Source organism: Hydrogenophaga sp., assembly GCF_018780075.1.
Classification (GTDB): Bacteria; Pseudomonadota; Gammaproteobacteria; order Burkholderiales; family Burkholderiaceae_C; genus Hydrogenophaga.
On the sequence record NZ_JADMKB010000010.1, the window covers coordinates 1 to 20175 of the forward strand.

The window sequence follows — 20175 nt, forward strand, 5'->3', positions numbered from 1 at the left end:
CCACGTTGAACAGCGGCACGCACACGCCGATCAGCACCGCGATCATCAGCAGGCCCTGAGGCCCGGCCACCTTGTCGGCCAGGGCCAGCGCAATGAAGGAGTTGAAACGGAAGCCCACCTGTGCGCTCGCCGCGTGCAGTCGCACGTCGATCCGCCGGCCGATCCAGGGCCAATGCGGCAAGGAGTACGACAGGGCGATCCCGGCGGCACCCAGCGCAAGGCCGGCACCCATCAGGCTGGACGCGGCCTCCAGGTCGAGCGGGCTTTTCACGATCGAGTGAAACAGCAGCACCGGGAACAGGAAGAAATACACCAGGCTCTCCACCTGTTCCCAGACCTTGCGGTTGAGCGCGGTGAAGCGGCAGACGAGGTAGCCGCAAAGGATCAGCGAAAAGTCGGGAAAGAGCAGTTGCGCGAAGTTCACCGGCTGAGCATAGCGCCGCGAAGGGAGCACTTCCGGGGGTTTGTACTTATGTAGTCTCCCCATGGTCAAACGGGGGACGGCTGTCTACAGTGCGAGCAAGCCTGCAGGGGTAATATGCCCGCTGCTATCGTTTTGTTTGCCTTTGTTCAAGGAGTGCCCACCATGGTTTCGCGTCGTCAGCTGTTTGCTCTGGGTTGTTTCGCCGCATCGTTGGCCGTGTCCGGCGCAACCTGGGCACAGGCCTACCCCAACAAGATCATCCGCCTGCAGGTGCCGTTCGCGCCGGGTGGCACCACGGACATCATCGCGCGGGTCATGTCCGAGCCTCTGGGCAAGTCCATGGGCCAGAGCGTGATCGTGGAGAACAAGGCCGGTGGCGGCGGTGTGGTGGGCGCCACCGAACTGGCGCGCAGCCCGGCCGATGGCTACATCCTGGGCATGGCCACGGTGTCCACCACCGCCGCCAACCCCGCGATCAACCCCAAGATCCCGTACAACACGCTCACCGACTTCACACCGATCATCAACATCGCCGCCACGCCCAACGTGATCGCGGTGCACCCCAGCTTCCCGGCCAAGGATTACAAGGCCTTCATCGCCGAACTCAAGAAAAGCCCGGGCAAATACAGCTACGCCAGCTCGGGCACCGGCGGCATCGGTCACCTGCAGACCGAGCTGTTCAAGAACCTGACCAACACCTTCGTCACCCACATTCCCTACCGTGGCGCAGGCCCGGCACTCAACGACACGGTGGGCGGCCAGGTGCCGATCATTTTTGACAACCTGCCGTCGGCCCTGCCGCACATCAAGGCCGGCCGCCTGATCGCCATCGTGGTGGCCGCGCCGCAGCGCGTGGCCTCGCTGCCGGACGTGCCTACCTTCAAGGAAGTGGGCCTTGAGCCGGTGAACCGCATGGCCTACTACGGCCTCATCGGCCCGAAGGGCATGCCCAAGGACGTGGTCGACAAGATCTACAACGCCACCAAGACGGCACTGACCGACCCGGCCGTGAAGAAGCGCATTGAAGACACAGGCTCGCTGATCGTGGCCAACACGCCCGACCAGTTCACCGAGCAGATCAAGGCCGAATTCGAGGTCTACAAGGGCGTGGTCACGAAGCAGAAGCTCTCGCTCGACTGATGGACGCTGCCGCGCTGGCCCGCAGCGAAGCGAGCGCCAGCGCCTTCATCGACGGCCTCTGGCTCGAAGAGGGCCTCGCGCGCAACACGCTCGACGCCTACCGGCGCGACCTCCGGCTCTTCGCCGAGTGGCTGGCCACGGGAGAGGGTGGTGCGCGCGCGCTGCCCGAGGCCGGCGAGGCGCAGATCAACGCCTATTTCGCGGCCCGCCACGCCCAGACCCGCGCGACCACGGCGAACCGTCGCCTCACGGTGTTCAAGCGCTACTTCCGCTGGGCGCTGCGCGAGCGCTTCATCTCCGCCGACCCGACCCTGCGCCTGAGCGCCGCGCGCCAGCCGATGCGCGTGCCCAAGACATTGTCCGAGTCGCAGGTCGAGGCCCTGCTCAACGCGCCCGACACCGACACACCGCTGGGACAGCGCGACCGCGCCATGCTGGAACTGATGTACGCCAGCGGCCTGCGCGTGAGCGAGCTGGTGACGCTCAAGACCTTTCACGTGGGACACAACGAGCATGTGTTGCGTGTCACCGGCAAGGGCAACAAGGAGCGGCTGGTGCCCTTTGGGCAGATCGCGGGCCAGTGGCTGCAGCGCTACCTGGGCACGGGCCGGCCCGAGATCCTGGCCGGTCAGCAGAGCGAAGACCTGTTCGTGACCTCGCGGGGCACCCGCGCGGGCGAGGCCATGAGCCGCGTGATGTTCTGGAACCTGGTCAAGCGCTACGCGCTGCAGGCCGGCATCACCACACCGCTCTCGCCGCACACGCTGCGCCATGCTTTTGCGACCCACCTGCTCAACCACGGCGCCGACCTGCGCGCGGTGCAGATGCTGCTGGGCCACGCCGACATTTCCACCACCACGATCTACACCCACGTGGCGCGCGAGCGCCTCAAGAGCATCGTGGCACAGCACCATCCCAGGGGCTGAGGTCCACCGGATAAATGCCCATGGGGGTATAAAAGTTCCATGGAACCACTGCTGTCATCTCCCGCCGCCCAGGCCGCACTGCTCGCCGCTGCGGGCGCGCTGGCGTTCTGGCTCAAGGACGTTCCCGGGCTGGTGATGTCCTGGGGCAAGCGCTTTTTCATCTCCACGCTCACCATCGACTCGCGCGACGAGTTCCTGTTTTCCGCACTGGTCGAGCACATGGACGCGCACCCCTCGCTGCGCCAGGTCAACCAGTTCACTGCGCGCAGCGTGCGCCAGGGCACGGCCTACCAGAGCCTGGAAGAAGACCTGCGTGCCGGCCAGGCGCCGCGCGCCTACCTCTCGCCCGGCGAAGGCCTGCACATTTTGTGGATCGACGGCCGGCTGGTCTGGATACGGCGCGAACTGCAGGTGACGCAGAGCGTGTTCGAGCGCATCAGCCTCTCGCACTTCGGGCGCTCCGGCGGCTACCTGGCGGCCTTTTTGCAGCGCGCCATCGACGCGCGCGCCCAACGCGAAAGCGACACGCTCTCGGTCTTCATCCCCAACCCTTTTCATGGCGGCGACTGGATGCGCGCGCGCCTGGGCTCGCGCCGACCGCTTGCATCCGTGGTGCTCAAGGCCGGGCAGGCCGAAGCCCTGCTGGCCGATCTGCAGCGCTTCTACGGCGCACACGAGCGCTACGCCGAGCTGGGCATTCCGTGGCGGCGTGGCTACCTGCTCTACGGCCCGCCCGGCACCGGCAAGACCTCGCTGGTCACGGCGCTCGCGTCCGAGTTGCACCTCAACGTCTGTACGCTCAGCCTGGCCTCGCCCATCGTCACCGACGAGAAGATCCACACCCTGCTGGCGGCCGTGCCGCAGCGTTCGCTGTTGCTGATCGAAGACGTGGACGCTTTCTTCCGCCAGCGCGACGCGGCGCACAGCCAGGTGAAGCTCTCGTTCTCAGGCTTTCTGAACGCGCTCGACGGCGTGGCGACGCAGGAGGGCAACGTGCTTTTCATGACCACCAACCACGCCGACCGGCTGGACGAGGCGCTGATCCGCGCCGGGCGCATCGACGAGCGGGTGGAACTGGGCACTTGCGACGTGGACCAGCTGCGCCGGCTGTACCTGAAGTTCCAGCCCGACGATGCTGCGGCCCGCGCCTACGCGGCGGAAACCCTGGGCAAGAGCCTCTCTCCCGCGCAGGTGCAAGGCGAGCTGATGCGGCGCTTCGGCGCGGTGCGCAGATAGTTCAAGCGCTCAGCCTCACTGCGCCATGCGCAGCCGCCGCGCCGCGTCTTCATCTCGCGCATCGTCGATCTCGCGCATGACGCTGGCCAGGTCCACATCGGCGCGGGTCGGCGTGTAGCGCCCGGTCAGCGGTGTGTCGTTGCTCAGCAGCCCGCTCTGGTAGAGGCTCCAGATCTCGGGCCCGTACTGCGTGGCGCGCAGCTCGGGCGCGAACTGACCAAAGAAGTCGCGCAGGTTGGCCACGTCGCGCAGCAGCATGCGCGGCGCGTGGTTGTTGCCCGCGGCGTCCACCGCCTGCGGCAGGTCGATGATCACGGGGAAGTCCTCACTGTCCGCTTCGCCCGAATGCGCGAGCAGGATGTTGAATTCCGACAGATCGCCGTGCACCACGCCCGCACACAACATGCGCACCACCTCGGCCACCAGGGTGGCGTGGTGCCGGCGTGCCTGCTCGGGTGTGAAGCGCACATCGTTCAGGCGCGGGGCGGCGTCGCCGTGGGCGTCGGTCACCAGCTCCATCAGCAGCACGCCGTCGCAGAAGTTGTAGGGCTGCGGCACGCGCACACCGGCAGCGGCCAGGCGGTAGAGCGCGTCCACCTCGGCGCTTTGCCAGGCGGCCTCTTGCGCCTCGCGGCCAAACTTGGTGCCCTTGGCCATGGCGCGGGCCTGGCGCGAGTTCTTGACCTTGCGGTTTTCGGTGTAGTCCACCGCCTGGCGAAAGCTGCGGTTGTTGGCTTCTTTGTAGATCTTGGCGCAGCGGGTCTCTTCGCCGCAGCGAACCACGAACACCATGGCTTCCTTGCCGCTCATGAGCTGGCGCACCACCGTGTCGATCAGGCCTTCTTCGATCAGCGCTTGCAGCCGGGGCGGTGCCTTCATGCGGTCAGCCGTGGGGCGTGAAGACCGCTCACTTCGGCGCCAGCGACCAGCCGCTGCGCTGGTCGGCCTTGTTGTTGGTGTAGTGCCAGTGGGCGCCACAGCGGTCGCAGAAGTAACCGGTGATCGTCACTTGCACATCGCCCTGCAGCTCTTTGCGGTGCTTGCCCTGCTGCAGCTCGGGGTGGCCGGGCGCGCCGCGCCAGTTGCGCTGGATGCCCAGGCAGGATTCGCACAGCGGCGAGGGCTCGGTGGGAGCGGTGGATTCTGGGGCTGCGTTCATGAGGGTGTGGGTGGTACAGGGTGAAGGTGGGCCGGGCGGGCATGGGCGTCGTCGGTGGGTGTGGTGTTCCGATCGGTCCAAACAGGCCGTCGGAGTGTCTGACCCTGGGCCGACGCCTACAACGGTTGCGTGACGAGTTCGACGGCCAGGCCTTGCACGGTCACGGTGATGCGGCCCGGCCGCAAGCCCAGCAGATCGGCCATCGCCGTTTCCTTGGGTTGCAACTGGTAGAGCACCACTTCGCGCAAGGACTGCTCGGCCAGGGGCGGTGCGTAGGTGTTGAGCATCTCCACCGCCTCGGGTGCCAGATCGGGAAACCGGAAGCGGTAGACCTTGAGCTGGTGCGCGCGCAGGCTGCGGTCGGCGTGCTCGTAACGCAGCGCGAAATCGACGGTGAACGAACCTTGCTGGGTGCGCGGCAATGCCGCACCCGCGGCGGTCACCGGCATCACCGCGCGCAGGCGGTTCTGCTCGGGCAGCAGGCTCAGGCGCGGGGCGTTCAGGTCCAGGTTCACCAGCCCGGCGACCGGGTAGCGCATCGGGTAACGCTTGGCCACCTCGCTTTGCAACAGGTCCAGCGGCACGGTGAAGCGGGGTGGGGCGGTGGTGGGGCTGTCGCTGCCTGGCGCCAGCGGTGGCAGGCTGGTCTGGGCATGGCCCACGCCCCAGCCCAGCAGCAGACCGGTGGTGACGAGGCGTCGGCGTTGCATGGCCTGTGGCCGTTACTTGTAGAACACTTCGATCCGCCCCTTGAGCTGGATCAGCAGCGGCTGACCCTTGCGGTCCAGCGTTTTGGCCGAGGGCACTTTCACCCAGCCTTCGCTGATGCAGTACTCGGCGACGTCGAAACGTTCCTTGTCGTTGAAGCGGATGCCGATGTCGTGCTGGAACACGGCAGCCACGTGGTGCGGGCTGCGGGCGTCGATGGCGAGGCGGTCTGGGAGGGTGGGGCGGGTGGTCGTGTCGTTCATGGCGCTATTTTCGGGCAGTTTCAACCTGGGACGACCGCGTCTTCCCCCACGGCGCGATCAAGGGCGGTAGACCGCGCAGGCCTTGGGTGTTTTGGGGGTGGGGTCGCCGCCGAAGCTGCGCGCATCGCAGCTCACTCCATCGCGGGCGTGCACGACCCGGTAGAGGCCGTTGGCACCGAAGCGAACGTGGCCTTCGTCGCGGAAGCGGCAGGTCTGGGTCTCTTTGGCGCAGGCGACCCAGAAGCGGTCGTCCAGTGGCGGGATCTCGTCGGCGTCGGGTCGCCGGGCCACGGTGCGGTCCACCGGCACGGTGTTGATGTCGCAGGTTTTCTGCACGCCGGGCGCAGGGTCCCCGAAGTTTTTCGCGTCGCACCGGAAGGCGCCCGCCACCTGGCGGTAGTGGTACTGGCCGGGCACGCCGTAGCGCACCAGCGTGGGGGCCGATGGCGCGCAGCCGCTGCCTTCGTCGGCGCAGAAGGCCCAGCGGTTGGCATCGCGCCGGTCCATGCCGGGGGCCACGGCCACACCGCCGAAGCGGTCGTTGTCGCGCATGCCCGGGTCACCCCGTTCCGGTTCGCCACGGCCTGTGGTGCGCACCTGGCATTTCTTGCGCGCACCGTAGACCGGGTCGCCGAACTCTTCGACGCTGCACTCGATCTGACCGGTCTCGCGGCGCAGGTTGTAGGCGCCGTCGGCACCAAAGCGCACCACACGCTCACCGCGGAAACGGCAGACCTCGCCTTCCTGCGCGCAGTCTTCCCAGCCGCGTTCCCGCGCCTCGCGCTCGGGCCGTGGCAAGGCCCTGTCCCAGCCCAGGCGGTACTCGCACAGCTTGGGCACCCGCCGCGCCGGGTCGCCGAACTCGCTGATCTCGCATTCGATGCGACCGTCCACGTTCTTCGCGACCGAAAAGCGCCCGGGCGCCCCGAACCGGACCTGGGCCAGGCCGGGCACAAAGCAGGTCTGCCCCTCGCGTGCGCAGGGCACCCAGTCGGCCGGGTCGTTGGCCTGGGCGCTGGCGGTGGCCAGTGTCAAGGCGCCGAGCAGCAGGGCGGCGATGTTGAACAGTGCCTTCATGCAAGCCTCCGTGTGGTCAGGAAAAACAGTGTAGGGGCGGCGGGGCGACGCACCCCAGTCAATCTGTAAGCACCCGTACCTTCACGCTCTTGCCTTTGATGCGTCCCGCGTTGAGCCGGCTCGCGACCTGCTCGGCAATGTGGCGGTCCACGGCCACATAGGTGGACCAGTCGTTGACGTTGATCTTGCCCACCTGCTCGCGGGTGTAGCCCAGGTCGGCGGTGAGCGCGCCCAGCACGTCGCCGGGGCGGATCTTTTCCTTGCGCCCGCCCTGGATGTGCAGCGTGGCCATGGGCGGCACGAGCGGCTCCTGGCTGGCGACGGTGAGTTCGCTCAATGGGTGCCAGTCGGACTCGCGGCCCTGCATCTGCTCGATCTTGCCGACGTACCCCATCTCGTTCAGGCTGACCAGATTGAGCGCCAGGCCGCTCTCGCCCGCGCGCCCGGTGCGGCCGATGCGGTGCACGTGCACCTCGGCGTCGGGCGTCACGTCCACGTTGATCACGGCGGCGAGGCTGGCGATGTCGAGCCCGCGCGCGGCCACGTCGGTCGCGACCAGCACCGAACAGCTCTTGTTGGCAAAACGCACCAGCACCTGGTCGCGTTCGCGCTGCTCCAGTTCGCCGAACAGGGCGAGCGCGCTGAAGCCCTGGGCCTGCAGCACGGCCACGAGATCGCGGCACTGGGCCTTGGTGTTGCAGAAGGCCAGGGTGCTCGCCGGGCGGAAGTGCAGCAACAACTGGCTCACCGCGTGCAGGCGCTCGGCGTCTTTGACTTCGTACCAGCGCTGTTCGATCTGGCCGCCGCTGTGTTGCGCCTCGACCTTGATGGTGACCGGATCGCGCATGAACTGGGCGCTGAGCTTGGCGATGCCTTCGGGGTAGGTGGCCGAGAACAGCAGGGTCTGGCGTTCCTTGGGGCACTGGCGCGCGACCTTCACGATGTCGTCGAAGAAGCCCATGTCGAGCATGCGGTCGGCCTCGTCGAGCACCAGGGTGTTGAGCGCATCGAGCTGCAGGCTCTGGCGTTCCAGATGGTCCATGATGCGGCCGGGCGTGCCGACCACGATGTGCGCACCGTGCTCCAGCGTGGCCAGCTGGCCGCGCAGCGGCACGCCGCCGCAGAGCGTGACGACCTTGATGTTGTCTTCAGCGCGCGCGAGGCGGCGGATCTCGGTGGTCACCTGGTCGGCCAGCTCGCGCGTGGGGCAGAGCACCAGCGTCTGCACGGCGAAGCGGCGCGGGTTCAGGTTCGCCAGCAGGGTGAGGGCAAAGGCGGCGGTCTTGCCGCTGCCGGTCTTGGCCTGTGCGATCAGGTCCTTGCCCAGCAGCGCCTGGGGCAGGCAGGCCGCCTGGATGGGCGTCATGCTCAGGTAGCCGAGCTGTTTCAGGTTCTCCAGCGTGGCTGGCGTCAAGGGCAACTGGCTGAAGTCGGCGGCGGATGCCGCGGCGGAGGAAGCGTTCGGAGAAGCAGTGGTCATCCCCGATTATCGGCGGACCCAGCTGGCGAGGTATCCGTTCGCCACCTGGCCGGAGCTTCACCCGCTACGCATGAAGTGATTTCCACCCAGGGCACGGCGGAACCGGCTTTGCCGGGCCGCCAGTGCCGCCCCTTAAGGGGTCGCGCGCAGCGCGGCGGGGGCAGATCAGGAGCTCAAGGTGAAGTGGAATGCCGCACCCTTGCCAGGCTCGGAATAGGCCCAGACCCGGCCGCCGTGGCGCATGACGATGCGTTGCACGATGGTCAGACCGATGCCGGTGCCGGCGTATTCGTCTTCGCGGTGCAGGCGCTGAAACGGGCCAAAAAGACGGTTGGCCGACGCCATGTCGAAGCCGCAGCCGTTGTCTCGCACGAAGAAGACGGTTTCGCCGTTGAGGGTCTTGGCGCCCACGTCGATCCGCGTGACGTCACTGCGCGCGCAGAACTTCCAGGCATTGCCGATCAGGTTGTCGAGCAGGCTGTGCACGAGCGCCGGATCCGCCATGGCCTCCAGGTTGGGCGAGACGTTCACCTGGGCCACCCTGTGAGGGGCTGCGTCCATCAGCTGGGCGGCGATGTCGGTCGCGAAGGTGCTGATGTTGACCACCCGCAGCTGCATCGGCACCTGGCTCAGCCGCGACATGTGAAGCAGCGCATCGATCAGGGCGCTCATGCGCTGACCCGCGGTGGTGATCCTGGTGGCCAGGTCGAGACCGTCGGACCCCAGCTCGGTTTGGTGCTGGCCGATCAGCTCACGGCTGAACCCCACGATGGCTCGAACGGGCGAACGCAGGTCGTGCGCCACCGAATAACTGAAGGCCTCCAGCTCTTTGAGGCTGAGGTTCAGCTGAGCGGTGCGCTCCGCCACCAAATGCTCCAGGCCTTCGTTGAGCATCTTGAGCCGGACCTCGTAGTTCTTGCGTTCCGAGATGTCCTGCACCACACCGGTCATGCGTTGGTCTGAAGCGTGGCCGGCATCGAGCTTGACCCAGCGCGGCGGCAGGCCCTCGACCAGGACGCGGAACTCTTCACTGAAATGTTGGAGGGCGCTCAGGCTCTCTTGCAGCTTGCCGGTGATGGCGGCGCGGTCGCTCGCGTCCACCCGAGAAAGCAGGTCGGCCAGCGTGTGGGGCTGGTCTTGCGACCAGCCGATCAGATCGGCAGAGCGGGGCGATGTGGTGATGACGGTGCTGGCCTTGTCGAGCTCCAGCACACCCAGGCTGGCGGCGTCCAGCGCCTGCTGCAGCTGGCGCCGGCTGTCGATCAGCTCAATTTCCAGTTTGTGGCGCTCGAACGCCATCTGGATCGTGGCATGCAGTTCTCGCTCGGAAAACGGCTTGAGCAGGTAGCCATAGGGGAGGGTCTTCCGGGCGCGCTCCAGGGTCGAGTCTTCCGAATACGCGGTGAGGTAGATGACCGGGATCGCGTGGGTTTCCCGCAGCAGGGCGGCCACGTCGATGCCGTCCATGTCGCCCTGGATGTGGATGTCCATCAGCACCAAGTCGGGCAGTGTTTGCTCCACCAGATCAAAACTCTCCTGGCCGGAGACGGCGATGGCCGGCACGTCGTAGCCCAGCTTCGACAGGCGCTGCTGCAGATTGAAGGCGACGATGCTTTCGTCCTCCACAACAAGGATGCGGGCGGGATTGTTCATGCACGACGTCCTAGGGAAAATCGCAGGGTGAAGCAAGTCGGGTTGGCTCGCTGAATTTCCAGTGTGCCTTGCAGCTGGCGGGTCAGCAACTGCACCAGTTGCAGACCGAGAGAACCATTGCGTTCCAGGTTCTGATCTGATGGAATTTCGATCCCGTCGTTGCTGATCGACAGTTCGACGTTGCCATTTGTTTCCTGCTGGAGCCCTACCCGGATGGCGCCGCGCCGATGGCCCGGGAAGCCGTGTTTGAGCGCGTTGCTCACCAGTTCGTTGACGATCAGGCCGCAGGGAATGGCTTCGTTGATGGGCAACTTGACGTTGTTGGCCGACACTTCAATGGCCACGTGCCCGCTCACCATGCCGTATGAGTCCATCAGGGTGGGCAAGAGCTCGCCCAGGAACTGTTGAAAGTCAACCTGCGCAAAGTCGTGCGACTGGTACAGCGTCTGGTGGATCATTGACATCGACCGGATGCGGTTCTGGCTGTCGCGCAGCATTGTCACCAAATCCGGGTCGCTGATCTTGAGCACTTGCAGGTCGAGCAGGCTGTGGATCACCTGCATGTTGTTCTTGACGCGGTGGTGCACCTCTTCGAGCAGCAGTTCCTTTTCGCGCAGCGCCTCGTGGATGCGCCGCTCACTCTGCTTGCGCTCGCTCAGATCAAGGATCACCGACAGGATCATCGGCCCCTCGCCGGTCTCAACCGGGTTGATGCCGATCTCCACCGGGAACTCGCTGCCGTCCTTGCGCAGGCCGCTCAGGTCGCGCCCGGCGCCCATCGGTCGCGCGGTGGCTTCGGTCTGGAAACCCCGGCGATAGCCAGGGTGCGCATGGCGGTAGCGCTCGGGCACGAGCACTTCTACCGGTCGGCCCAGCAACTCCTCGCTCTGGTAACCGAACGTGGTCTCGGCCAGCCGATTGAGGCGGGTGATCGCGCCTTGCTGGTTGACGACCACCATGGCGACCGGGATGCGGTCGAACGCCTGCCCCAGGTACTCATCCAGCCGAATGTGTTGTTGGGTCATGGTCAAAATACTAAGCGGGAATCAGGACACACGCACGTGAAATATCCGTTGCCTCACCCGCGGCGCCGGACCGGTAGTACCAATCGGTACGTTGTGGTGGCTCAGGCCCCGAGCAGATCGTCGATCTCCTGCTCGGTGAAACCGGCCGAGCGCCTCGCGTCGAGATGGAAGGGGGGCTTCAGGCGGGGGGCGCTGTGCGTGCGCGCCAGCACGCGGTAATGCGCCACGGGCTCCAGACCCTGCTGCTCACACAGCCAGCCGTACCAGCGGTTGCCGATCGCCACGTGGCCGATCTCGTCGCGCAGGATCACGTCGAGGATCTCGACGGCGCGCAGCGCGGCCGGGGTCCCCACCTTGCGCAACCGCGCCTGGATCAGCGGCGTGGCGTCCAGCCCGCGCGCTTCCAGCGTGCGCGGCACCAGTGCCATGCGGGCGGTGATGTCGTGCTGCGTCTTCACGCACATCTCCCACAGGCCGTCGTGCGCGGGGACGTCGCCATAGTCCAAGCCGAGGCTTCGCAGGTGGTCGAGCAACAGACCGAAATGCGTGGCCTCCTCGTCGGCCACGCGCAGCCAGTCGCTGTAGAAACCGGGTGGCATGCCGTGGAAGCGCCAGACCGCGTCCAGCGCGAGGTTGATCGCGTTGAACTCGATGTGGGTGATGGCGTGCAGCAGCGCGGCCAGGCCTTCGGTGGTGAAGGGCGACCGGTGCGGCACCGACATGGGCGGCACGAGCGCGGGGCTGGCCGGTCGGCCGGGCAGGGCCACGCCCTTCAGCGGTGAGAGGGGTGTCTCGGGGGCGATAGCATGGCAACGTGCCGCGTCGTCGGGCAGCTTGCTCCAGCGGGACCACAGCGCATGGGCCGCCCCGGCTTTGGCCACGGGGTCGCTCAGGCACAGCGCGGTCAGGGCCTGTTCGCGCAGCGTGGGCTGGGGTGGGGCGGTGGTGGGCATCCCTACAATTCTAGGTTTGTGATCCCAACGATCTGGAGACCCCCATGGCCCTTTATGCACTTGACGACCTGATCCCCCAAGTCGCCCCTTCGGCCTGGGTGGCCGACAACGCACAGGTGATCGGCGACGTGAGCGTGGGCGATGACGCGAGCGTGTGGTTCGGCGCCACGGTGCGCGGCGACTCGGCCCGCATCGTGATCGGCGCGGGCAGCAACGTCCAGGACGGCAGCGTGCTGCACGCCGACGACGGGCTGCCGCTGACCATCGGCGCCAACGTGACGGTGGGTCACCAGGTGATGCTGCACGGCTGCACCATCGGCGACGGGTCGCTGATCGGCATCGGCGCCATCGTGCTCAATGGCGCGAAGATCGGCCAACACTGCCTGGTGGGCGCCGGTTCGCTGGTGACCGAGGGCAAACAATTCCCCGATGGTTCCATGGTCATGGGCAGCCCGGCCAAGGTGGTGCGCCAGCTCACACCCGAGCAGATCGAAGGCCTGCGCCAGAGCGCGAAGCACTACACCGAGAATGCCGCACGCTACCGCCAGGGCTTGAAAAAGCTCGCCTGACCCCGATCTTCCAGCGTTGATTTTCCGAAAGCACAGATTGTCCGAACTCCACAAATTCATGTTTGAAGGCCTGCCGGTGCGCGGCATGCTGGTGCGCCTGACCGACGCCTGGCAAGACATCCTGCGCCGGCGCGAGCAGACCGGGGGTTACCCGACGGCGGTGACCGAGCTGCTGGGCGAGATGACGGCGGCGGCCACGCTGATGCAGGCCAACATCAAGTTCAACGGGGCGCTGATCGTGCAGATCATGGGCGACGGGCCGGTGAAGCTGGCCGTGGCCGAGGTGCAACCCGACCTGACGCTGCGCGCCACCGCCAACGTGCAGGGCGAGGTGGCGGCCGACGCGCCGCTCTCGCACATGGTGAACGTCAACAACCAGGGCCGCTGCGCGATCACGCTCGACCCGAAGGACCGCCTGCCCGGCCAGCAGCCCTACCAGGGCGTGGTGCCGCTGTTTGGCGACCACCACGAAAAGCTGGAAAAGCTCAGCGAGGTGATTGAGCACTACATGCTGCAGAGCGAGCAGCTCGACACCCGCCTGGTGCTGGCGGCCAATCACCAGGTGGCCGCTGGCCTGCTGATCCAGCGGCTGCCGCTGCAGGGTGATGGCAACCTTTCGGGTGCTGGCGCGATGGCGCGCGACGAAGACCAGATCGGCCGCAACGAGGACTACAACCGCATCGCCATCCTGGCCGCCAGCCTGAAGCGCGAAGAGCTGCTCACGCTGGACGCCGAGACCATCCTGCACCGCCTGTTCTGGGAAGAAGACGTGCGCCGCTTCGAGCCGCTGGCCGGCTCGGAGGGGCCGCGTTTTGCGTGCACCTGTTCGCACGAACGCGTGAGCAACATGCTGCGCAGCCTGGGGCGCGACGAGATCGAATCCATCATCGAAGAGCAGGGCCAGGTGGAGGTCGGCTGCGATTTCTGCGGTGCGCAGTACCGGTTTGACCCCATCGAAGCCGCCCAGGTGTTTCTGCAGCCGGCGATACAGCCTCCCGGTTCACCCGGCGTGCACTGAACAGCCGCCCGGCGCGCGTGTCTAAGCCCAGGGATGCCGTGGAACCGGCTTTGCCGGGCCACTGGCATCGTCCCCCTCAGGGGGAAGACGCGAAGCGGCGCAGGGGGGCCATCGAATCGATGGCGTCATGACACGCGCCCATGGTGTGGTAGTCCACCTTACCGGCCGGGCTCTTTTCATCGCTGATCTTGCTGTTGTCCGCGCGCAGGATGCGCCACCAGGCGCCATGCCGGTGGTCCACGAAATGTGCCCAGGCGTAGGCCCACAGCCTGTCGTAGTCGGCCCAGTAGCGCGCTTCGCCCGTGGCCACGGCCAGGCGCGCCGCGGCCGCGAACGACTCGGCCTGGACCCAGAAGTACTTGTCGCTGTCGCACACGCTGCCGTCGGGCGCGAAGCCGTAGAACAGGCCGCCGTGCTCGGCGTCCCATGAGGTGGTCATGGCGGTGTCGAAGAAATGCTGCGCCCGCTGCACCAGCCCGGCTTGCGGGCGGCGCTCGTTCAGCAACAGCAACAGCTTGGCCCACTCGGTCAGGTGACCGGGCTGGAAGCCCCAGGGGCGGAAGATGTTGGTCTTGTCGTCCTTGTTGTAGTCCCAGTCCACCGACCAGTCGGCGCGGTAGTGTTCCCACACGAGGCCGCCCGCCAGCGCGGCCTGGCGCACGGTGATGTGCTCGGCCAGCAGTGCTGCGCGGTCGAGGTAGCGCGCTTCGCCCGTCGCGTCGAACGCGGCGAGCAGGGCTTCGCACAGGTGCATGTTGGCGTTCTGGCCGCGGTAGGGCAGCAGTTGCCAGTCGGCGGTGGCTTCGTCGGCGTACAGGCCGTGCGCGGGTTCCCAGAAGCGCTGTTCCAGCAGCTCGAACGTTTGCGCGATGCCAGCAAGTGCGCCGCTGAGGCCGGCCATGTGGGCGTGCGCGTGGGCCAGCAACACAAACGCCAGGCCGTAGGCGTGGTTGGTGCCGTCGAGCACGCGGGCCTGGCCGTCGCGCCAGTCCAGCAGCCAGGCGTGTCCGCCGGTGGTGGGGTTGCGGTGATGTGACAGGAAGTCAAAGGCCCCTTGCAGGGCCTGCCGCGCGATGTCGCCACCCAGGCCGCCCCGCACCGCCATCGAGAGCGTGACCACGTAGCGGGTGCTGCTCACGAGGTGGCGGGTGTGGGCGTCGTACACGCTGCCGTCGTCGCGCAGGAAGTGGAACAGGCCACCCGCCGGGTCGATGGCGCGCGGCAGGTAGAAGGCCAGCGTGTCGCCCACATGGGCACGCAGGAAGTCGGGGGAGCGGAAGTCAGGCAACGGTGTGGCGGGGATCATGGTGCGGTGTCGGTGGGGCGCTGGCTCAGCAGCTGGGTGAACATCCGGTGTTCGCAGTCGGGGTCGCTGCACTTGTCGCAATTCCACGGTCGGCGACCTTGCGGCCAGACCGGATCGCTGGGTGTCAGGGCTTGGCCCAGGGCTGCCCCGATCGCGCGCAGCGCCTGGCGCGACCGTGCTTCGCCCTGGCCGTACACGGTCTGGTACGGCAACGCAGCGGCCTGCAATTGCTGACGGATCGCCGCGTCCGTGGCTTCGCGCACCGCGGGGCTTTCGCGGAACAGGCCGTCGGCCACCCAGGGCAGGTCCAGTCCCATGAGCAGGGTGAGGCCGACGTGGCGCTGCCAGGCGATGGCGCCGGCGTAGAGCGACAGGTCGTTGAAATACAGCTCGCTGTAGGCGGCGATCACCAGCGGCGCGGTGTCGGCGATGACCACACGCACGCCCGGCTGGGCGGCGTCGTCGATGCGGCGGGCCTGTTCGTGGGCGAGCGCGGACTGTTCTTGGGAACGCGGGGCACGGCCTTGAGTGGCGCACCAGTCGCGCAGGTGCTCGGGCACGAGGGTGGTGGCGATGCCTTGATCGGTCAGCTGGCGGTGCAGCGACTGGGCCAGCGTGGTTTTGCCGGTGGATTCGCCACCCAGCAGCGTGACAGTGAGCACCACGGCCGCGCTCAGGGTTTGCCGTGAGCGATCTGGACGAAGATTTCGTTGGGCCGGACCATGCCCAGGTCCTGCCGGGCGAGCTCTTCGACCATGCCCAGGCCTTCCTGCAAGTCACGCACTTCGTTGGCGAGGCGGTCGTTGCGCTGCTGCGCTTCGCGGTTGACCGAGTTCAGCACGGCCAGCTCGGTTTTCATGCGGTTCACCTTTGGCACGCTGCCCCGGCCGAACCACAGCTGCGCGTGGAGCACGAGCAGCAGCGTGATCAGCAGGCCGGGGATGAAGCGATTCGCCATGGTGAGGGATTATCGGCACAGCCACCCGAGCGGCTGCACCGGAATCACTTCAGGTTGTAAAAGGCGGCACGGCCCGGGTACACGGCCACATCGCCCAGGTCTTCTTCAATGCGCAGCAGCTGGTTGTACTTGGCCATGCGGTCCGAACGCGACAGCGAGCCGGTCTTGATCTGGCCGGCGTTGGTGCCCACGGCGATGTCGGCGATGGTGCTGTCTTCCGTCTCGCCCGAGCGGTGGCTGATCACGGCGGTGTAGCCCGCGCGCTTGGCCATCTCGATGGCGGCGAAAGTTTCGGTCAGGGTGCCGATCTGGTTGATCTTGATCAGGATCGAGTTGGCGATGCCCTTGTCGATGCCTTCTTTCAGGATCTTGGTGTTGGTGACGAACAGGTCGTCGCCCACGATCTGCACCTTCTTGCCCAGGCGGTCGGTCAGCAGCTTCCAGCCGTCCCAGTCGCCTTCGGCCATGCCGTCTTCGATGCTGATGATCGGGTACTTGTCCACCCAGTTGGCCATCATGTCGGTCCACTCCTGGGCGGTGAGGCTCAGGCCTTCGCCGGCGAGCTCGTACTTGCCGTCCTTGTAGAACTCGGAGGCGGCACAGTCCAGGCCCAGGGCGATCTGCTCACCGGCCACAAAGCCGGCCTTGTCGATGGCTTCCAGGATCATCTGGATCGCGGCTTCGTGGTTGGCCACGTTGGGGGCAAAACCGCCTTCGTCGCCCACCGCCGTGCTGATGCCGCGGTCGTGCAGGATTTTCTTCAGGGCGTGGAACACCTCGGCGCCGTAGCGCAGGGCCTCGCGGAAGCTCGGCGCGCCCACGGGGATGATCATCAGCTCTTGCAGGTCGAGGTTGTTGTTGGCGTGCTCGCCGCCGTTGATGACGTTCATCATCGGCACGGGCATCTGCACCGCGCTCATGCCACCAAAGTAGCGGTACAGCGGCAGGCCGGCTTCCTCAGCGGCTGCGCGGGCCACGGCCATGGACACGGCGAGCAGGGCGTTGGCGCCCAGGCGACCCTTGTTGTCGGTGCCGTCCAGGTCGATCAGGGTCTTGTCGAGGAAGGCCTGCTCGGACGCATCGAGGCCCAGCACCGATTCGGAAATTTCGGTGTTGATGTGTTCGACGGCCTTGAGCACGCCCTTGCCGAGGTAGCGGCTCTTGTCGCCGTCGCGCAGCTCGATGGCTTCGCGGCTGCCGGTGGACGCGCCCGAGGGCACGGCCGCGCGGCCCATCACACCCGATTCCAGCAGCACGTCGCATTCGACGGTGGGATTGCCGCGGCTGTCCAGCACTTCGCGGCCGACGATATCAACGATTGCACTCATGTTTTCAACCTTTGGATCAACAAAACAAAAAGATGAGGACGCTCAGACGCCCTCGACAGCAAACATGCGGATCGAGCCCGCGCCTTCCCGCAGCTGGCGGGCATGGGTATAGGTTTCGGAGTGGTAGTAGGCCTGCGCGGTGGCCAGGTCCTTGAACCTGAGCACGACCACGCGTTGCGGATGCCAATCGCCTTCGAGGGGCTCGACGCGACCGCCGCGGACCAGCGCCTCGGCGCCAAATTCCGTCATGGCGCGCGAACTCCATTCGCGGTAGACCTTCATCTGCTCTTCGTTGGTCACGGTCACTTCCGCAACGATGTACGCGCTCATTGGAAGTTGTTCTCCAGCAGCGGCGTTGCCTTGACGACGGCATCAAGCGCGACCAGCGTCTCGAGCAACGCCCGCATGTGCTTGAGGGGCACGGCGTTCGGGCCGTCCGACCAGGCCTCGGCGGGTTTCGGATGGGTTTCCATGAACAGGCCCGCCACCCCGGCGGCCACGCCCGCGCGGGCCAGCACCGGCACCATCTCGCGGGCACCCCCGCTGACGGCACCCAGGCCGCCGGGCTTCTGCACCGAGTGGGTCACATCGAACACCACCGGCGCGCCGGAGTGGCGCATCTCGGCCAGGCTGGTCATGTCGGCCACCAGGTTGTTGTAGCCAAAGCTCACGCCCCGTTCGCAAGCCAGGAAACGGTCTTCCGACAGCCCGGCGTCCTTGGCGGCAGCGCGGGCCTTGTCGATCACGTTCTTCATGTCCCAGGGCGCGAGGAACTGGCCCTTCTTGATGTTCACCGGCTTGCCGCTCCGCGCCACCGCGCGGATGAAATCGGTCTGGCGGCACAGGAACGCCGGGGTCTGCAGCACGTCCACCACGCTGGCCACTTCGGCCACGTGTGATGCGTCGTGCACGTCGGTGAGCACCGGCAGGCCCAGCTGACGGCGCACCTCGTCCAGGATCTTCAAGCCGGCGTCAATGCCCACGCCGCGCTGGCTGGTGCCCGAGGAGCGGTTGGCCTTGTCGAAAGAGCCCTTGTAGATCAGCGGGATGCCCAGCGCGGTGCAGGCTTCCTTGAGCTGTCCCGCGACGTCGAGGGACATTTGCAGCCCCTCGATCGAGCAGGTGCCGGCGATCAGGAAAAAGCGTTGGTCCAGGCCGACATCGAATCCGCAGAGTTTCATGGGTTGTCCGATCAGGCCACGGCCTTGAGCTTCTGGCGGCCGTGCTGTTCCACCGCCGCCTTGATGAAGGCGTTGAACAGCGGGTGGCCGTTCCAGGGCGTGGACTTGAACTCGGGGTGGAACTGCACGCCGATGAACCAGGGGTGCACAGCCTTGGGCAGCTCGACGATTTCGGTCAGCTGCTCGCGTTGCGTCAGCGCCGAGATCACCAGGCCGGCCTTGCGCAGCTGGTCCAAGTAGTTGACGTTGGCTTCGTAGCGGTGGCGGTGGCGCTCGGTCACCACGTCGCCATAGATGCTGTGGGCCAGGGTGTCCTTGGCGACGTCGGAACTCTGTGCGCCCAGGCGCATGGTGCCGCCGAGGTCGGAGCTGGCGTCGCGCGTCTGGATGCTGCCGTCGGCGTCTTTCCACTCGGTGATCAGCGCGATCACCGGGTGCGGCGTGGCCGGGTCGAATTCGGTGCTGTTGGCGTTCTTCAGGCCGGCCACATGGCGCGCGTATTCGATGGTCGCGACCTGCATGCCCAGGCAGATGCCGAGGTAGGGCACCTTGTGTTCGCGGGCGAAGCGGGCGGTGTTGATCTTGCCTTCCACGCCGCGCTGGCCGAAGCCACCGGGCACCAGGATGGCGTCGTATTTCGCGAGTTTTTCGGCCGCATCCGGGCCTTCCATGGTTTCGGAGTCGACGTGATCGATGCTCACCTTGACGTGGTTGCGCATGCCGGCGTGGCGCAGCGCCTCGTTGACCGACTTGTAGCTGTCGGACAGGTCGACGTACTTGCCGACCATGGCGATCCGGACCTCGCCTTGCGGGTGCTCGGTCTCATGCACCAGGTCGTCCCAGCGTTTGAGGCTGGTGGGCGGCGTGTTCAGGCGCAGCTTGTCGCAGATCAGGCCGTCCAGGCCCTGCTCGTGCAGCATGCGCGGCACCTTGTAGATGGTGTCCACGTCCCACATGCTGATCACGCCCCACTCGGGCACGTTGGTGAACAGCGAAATCTTGGCGCGTTCCTCTTCGGGGATGCGGCGGTCGGCGCGGCAGAGCAGGGCGTCGGCCTGGATGCCGATCTCGCGCAGCTTCTGCACCGTGTGCTGGGTGGGCTTGGTCTTGAGCTCGCCGGCCGCGGCGATCCAGGGCAGGTAGGTCAGGTGCACGAAGGCCGCGTTGTTCGGGCCCATGCGCAGGCTCATCTGGCGCACGGCTTCGAGGAAAGGCAGGGACTCGATGTCGCCGACCGTGCCACCGATTTCGACGATGGCCACGTCCACCGCGTCGGGCGTGCCGATGCCGGCGCCGCGTTTGATGAACTCCTGGATTTCGTTGGTGACGTGCGGAATCACCTGCACCGTTTTGCCGAGGTAGTCGCCGCGGCGTTCCTTCTCCAGCACCGACTGGTAGATCTTGCCGGTGGTGAAGTTGTTGGTCTTCTTCATGCGCGTTTCGATGAAACGCTCATAGTGGCCCAGGTCCAGGTCGGTTTCGGCGCCGTCGTCGGTGACGAAGACCTCGCCGTGCTGGAAGGGGGACATGGTGCCCGGATCCACGTTGATGTACGGGTCGAGCTTGATGAGGGTGACTTTGAGGCCGCGGGACTCAAGAATCGCGGCCAGGGATGCGGAGGCTATGCCTTTGCCCAGGGAGGACACCACACCGCCGGTGACGAACACAAATTTGGTCATGTCTCGGGCGAGCCAGTCGCTCGCAGGAGGTGGAAATGGCGATTATAAAGGGCGCTCTTTTTCGGCCCCCATCAGGCCCACCGCCGGGTGAC

The 20175-nt window shown here is 66.5% G+C and carries 21 protein-coding genes and 1 pseudogene; 5 read left to right on the plus strand and 17 right to left on the minus strand.

Annotation, left to right across the window (positions count from 1 at the left end):
- Positions 1 to 424: pseudogene (locus tag IV088_RS03525) on the minus strand (AEC family transporter); the annotation flags it as partial.
- Positions 425 to 586: 162 nt separating this feature from the next.
- Here IV088_RS03525 and IV088_RS03530 point away from each other — a divergent pair.
- The 3 genes from IV088_RS03530 to IV088_RS03540 are packed head-to-tail and all read left to right on the plus strand — an operon-like array spanning position 587 to position 3726.
- Entirely contained in the window at positions 587 to 1564 is a 978-nt protein-coding gene (locus tag IV088_RS03530; RefSeq protein WP_291097770.1) for a tripartite tricarboxylate transporter substrate binding protein BugE, read from the plus strand.
- Positions 1564 to 2490, plus strand: coding sequence for a site-specific tyrosine recombinase XerD (gene xerD / locus IV088_RS03535; RefSeq protein ID WP_291097772.1), 927 nt, complete (start codon positions 1564 to 1566; stop codon positions 2488 to 2490). Before IV088_RS03530 ends, xerD begins: the two co-directional genes overlap by 1 nt.
- Positions 2491 to 2529: 39 nt before the next feature.
- Complete coding sequence (locus IV088_RS03540; RefSeq protein WP_291097774.1) at positions 2530 to 3726, plus strand: AAA family ATPase; 1197 nt, start codon at positions 2530 to 2532, stop codon at positions 3724 to 3726.
- 15 nt (positions 3727 to 3741) lie between these two features.
- Here IV088_RS03540 and IV088_RS03545 read toward each other — a convergent pair whose 3' ends face one another.
- The 9 genes from IV088_RS03545 to IV088_RS03585 form a co-directional block, all read right to left on the minus strand.
- Positions 3742 to 4605, minus strand: a complete 864-nt coding sequence (locus IV088_RS03545) for a PA4780 family RIO1-like protein kinase (RefSeq protein WP_291097776.1) — start codon at positions 4603 to 4605, stop codon at positions 3742 to 3744.
- A gap of 28 nt (positions 4606 to 4633) precedes the next feature.
- A complete protein-coding gene (locus tag IV088_RS03550; protein WP_291097779.1) occupies positions 4634 to 4885 on the minus strand; it encodes a hypothetical protein in 252 nt (83 codons plus the stop codon).
- A gap of 116 nt (positions 4886 to 5001) precedes the next feature.
- Positions 5002 to 5595 (minus strand): DUF1439 domain-containing protein, encoded by a 594-nt coding sequence (locus IV088_RS03555; RefSeq protein ID WP_291097782.1) that lies wholly within the window; start codon positions 5593 to 5595, stop codon positions 5002 to 5004.
- A 12-nt stretch (positions 5596 to 5607) separates the two neighbouring features.
- Positions 5608 to 5856: a DUF3297 family protein gene (locus tag IV088_RS03560; protein ID WP_291097785.1), complete on the minus strand. Its 249-nt coding sequence runs from the start codon at positions 5854 to 5856 to the stop codon at positions 5608 to 5610.
- A gap of 57 nt (positions 5857 to 5913) precedes the next feature.
- Positions 5914 to 6933 (minus strand): hypothetical protein, encoded by a 1020-nt coding sequence (locus tag IV088_RS03565; protein WP_291097788.1) that lies wholly within the window; start codon positions 6931 to 6933, stop codon positions 5914 to 5916.
- A gap of 58 nt (positions 6934 to 6991) precedes the next feature.
- Positions 6992 to 8413, minus strand: a complete 1422-nt coding sequence (gene dbpA, locus IV088_RS03570) for an ATP-dependent RNA helicase DbpA (protein WP_291097791.1) — start codon at positions 8411 to 8413, stop codon at positions 6992 to 6994.
- Positions 8414 to 8578: 165 nt separating this feature from the next.
- On the minus strand, positions 8579 to 10066 hold the full coding sequence (locus tag IV088_RS03575; RefSeq protein WP_291097794.1) for an ATP-binding protein: 1488 nt from the start codon (positions 10064 to 10066) through the stop codon (positions 8579 to 8581).
- Positions 10063 to 11091, minus strand: coding sequence for a histidine kinase dimerization/phosphoacceptor domain -containing protein (locus IV088_RS03580; RefSeq protein WP_291097797.1), 1029 nt, complete (start codon positions 11089 to 11091; stop codon positions 10063 to 10065). Before IV088_RS03580 ends, IV088_RS03575 begins: the two co-directional genes overlap by 4 nt.
- A gap of 101 nt (positions 11092 to 11192) precedes the next feature.
- Entirely contained in the window at positions 11193 to 12044 is an 852-nt protein-coding gene (locus IV088_RS03585; protein WP_291097799.1) for a ferritin-like domain-containing protein, read from the minus strand.
- A gap of 44 nt (positions 12045 to 12088) precedes the next feature.
- Here IV088_RS03585 and IV088_RS03590 point away from each other — a divergent pair, with 44 nt between their 5' ends.
- Together IV088_RS03590 and IV088_RS03595 are read left to right on the plus strand one after the other, a co-directional pair.
- Positions 12089 to 12613 (plus strand): gamma carbonic anhydrase family protein, encoded by a 525-nt coding sequence (locus IV088_RS03590; RefSeq protein WP_291097802.1) that lies wholly within the window; start codon positions 12089 to 12091, stop codon positions 12611 to 12613.
- 37 nt (positions 12614 to 12650) lie between these two features.
- Positions 12651 to 13631, plus strand: coding sequence for an Hsp33 family molecular chaperone HslO (locus IV088_RS03595; RefSeq protein WP_291097805.1), 981 nt, complete (start codon positions 12651 to 12653; stop codon positions 13629 to 13631).
- 76 nt (positions 13632 to 13707) lie between these two features.
- Here IV088_RS03595 and IV088_RS03600 read toward each other — a convergent pair whose 3' ends face one another.
- Genes IV088_RS03600 through IV088_RS03630 form a run of 7 tightly spaced genes read right to left on the minus strand, consistent with a single transcriptional unit; the run spans position 13708 to position 20083 of the window.
- Complete coding sequence (locus tag IV088_RS03600) at positions 13708 to 14937, minus strand: AGE family epimerase/isomerase (protein WP_291097807.1); 1230 nt, start codon at positions 14935 to 14937, stop codon at positions 13708 to 13710.
- On the minus strand, positions 14934 to 15602 hold the full coding sequence (locus IV088_RS03605) for an ATP-binding protein (protein ID WP_291097810.1): 669 nt from the start codon (positions 15600 to 15602) through the stop codon (positions 14934 to 14936). The genes IV088_RS03600 and IV088_RS03605 overlap by 4 nt, the downstream gene beginning before the upstream one ends.
- Positions 15603 to 15610: 8 nt before the next feature.
- Complete coding sequence (locus tag IV088_RS03610; protein ID WP_291097812.1) at positions 15611 to 15895, minus strand: septum formation initiator family protein; 285 nt, start codon at positions 15893 to 15895, stop codon at positions 15611 to 15613.
- A 44-nt stretch (positions 15896 to 15939) separates the two neighbouring features.
- Entirely contained in the window at positions 15940 to 17223 is a 1284-nt protein-coding gene (eno, locus tag IV088_RS03615) for a phosphopyruvate hydratase (RefSeq protein ID WP_291097815.1), read from the minus strand.
- Between the two features lie 42 nt (positions 17224 to 17265).
- Positions 17266 to 17553: a DUF1330 domain-containing protein gene (locus IV088_RS03620; protein WP_291097818.1), complete on the minus strand. Its 288-nt coding sequence runs from the start codon at positions 17551 to 17553 to the stop codon at positions 17266 to 17268.
- Positions 17550 to 18404: a 3-deoxy-8-phosphooctulonate synthase gene (gene kdsA, locus IV088_RS03625; RefSeq protein ID WP_291097821.1), complete on the minus strand. Its 855-nt coding sequence runs from the start codon at positions 18402 to 18404 to the stop codon at positions 17550 to 17552. The genes IV088_RS03620 and kdsA overlap by 4 nt, the downstream gene beginning before the upstream one ends.
- Before the next feature lie 11 nt (positions 18405 to 18415).
- Positions 18416 to 20083, minus strand: coding sequence for a CTP synthase (locus IV088_RS03630; protein ID WP_291097823.1), 1668 nt, complete (start codon positions 20081 to 20083; stop codon positions 18416 to 18418).
- Positions 20084 to 20175: the final 92 nt, after the last annotated feature.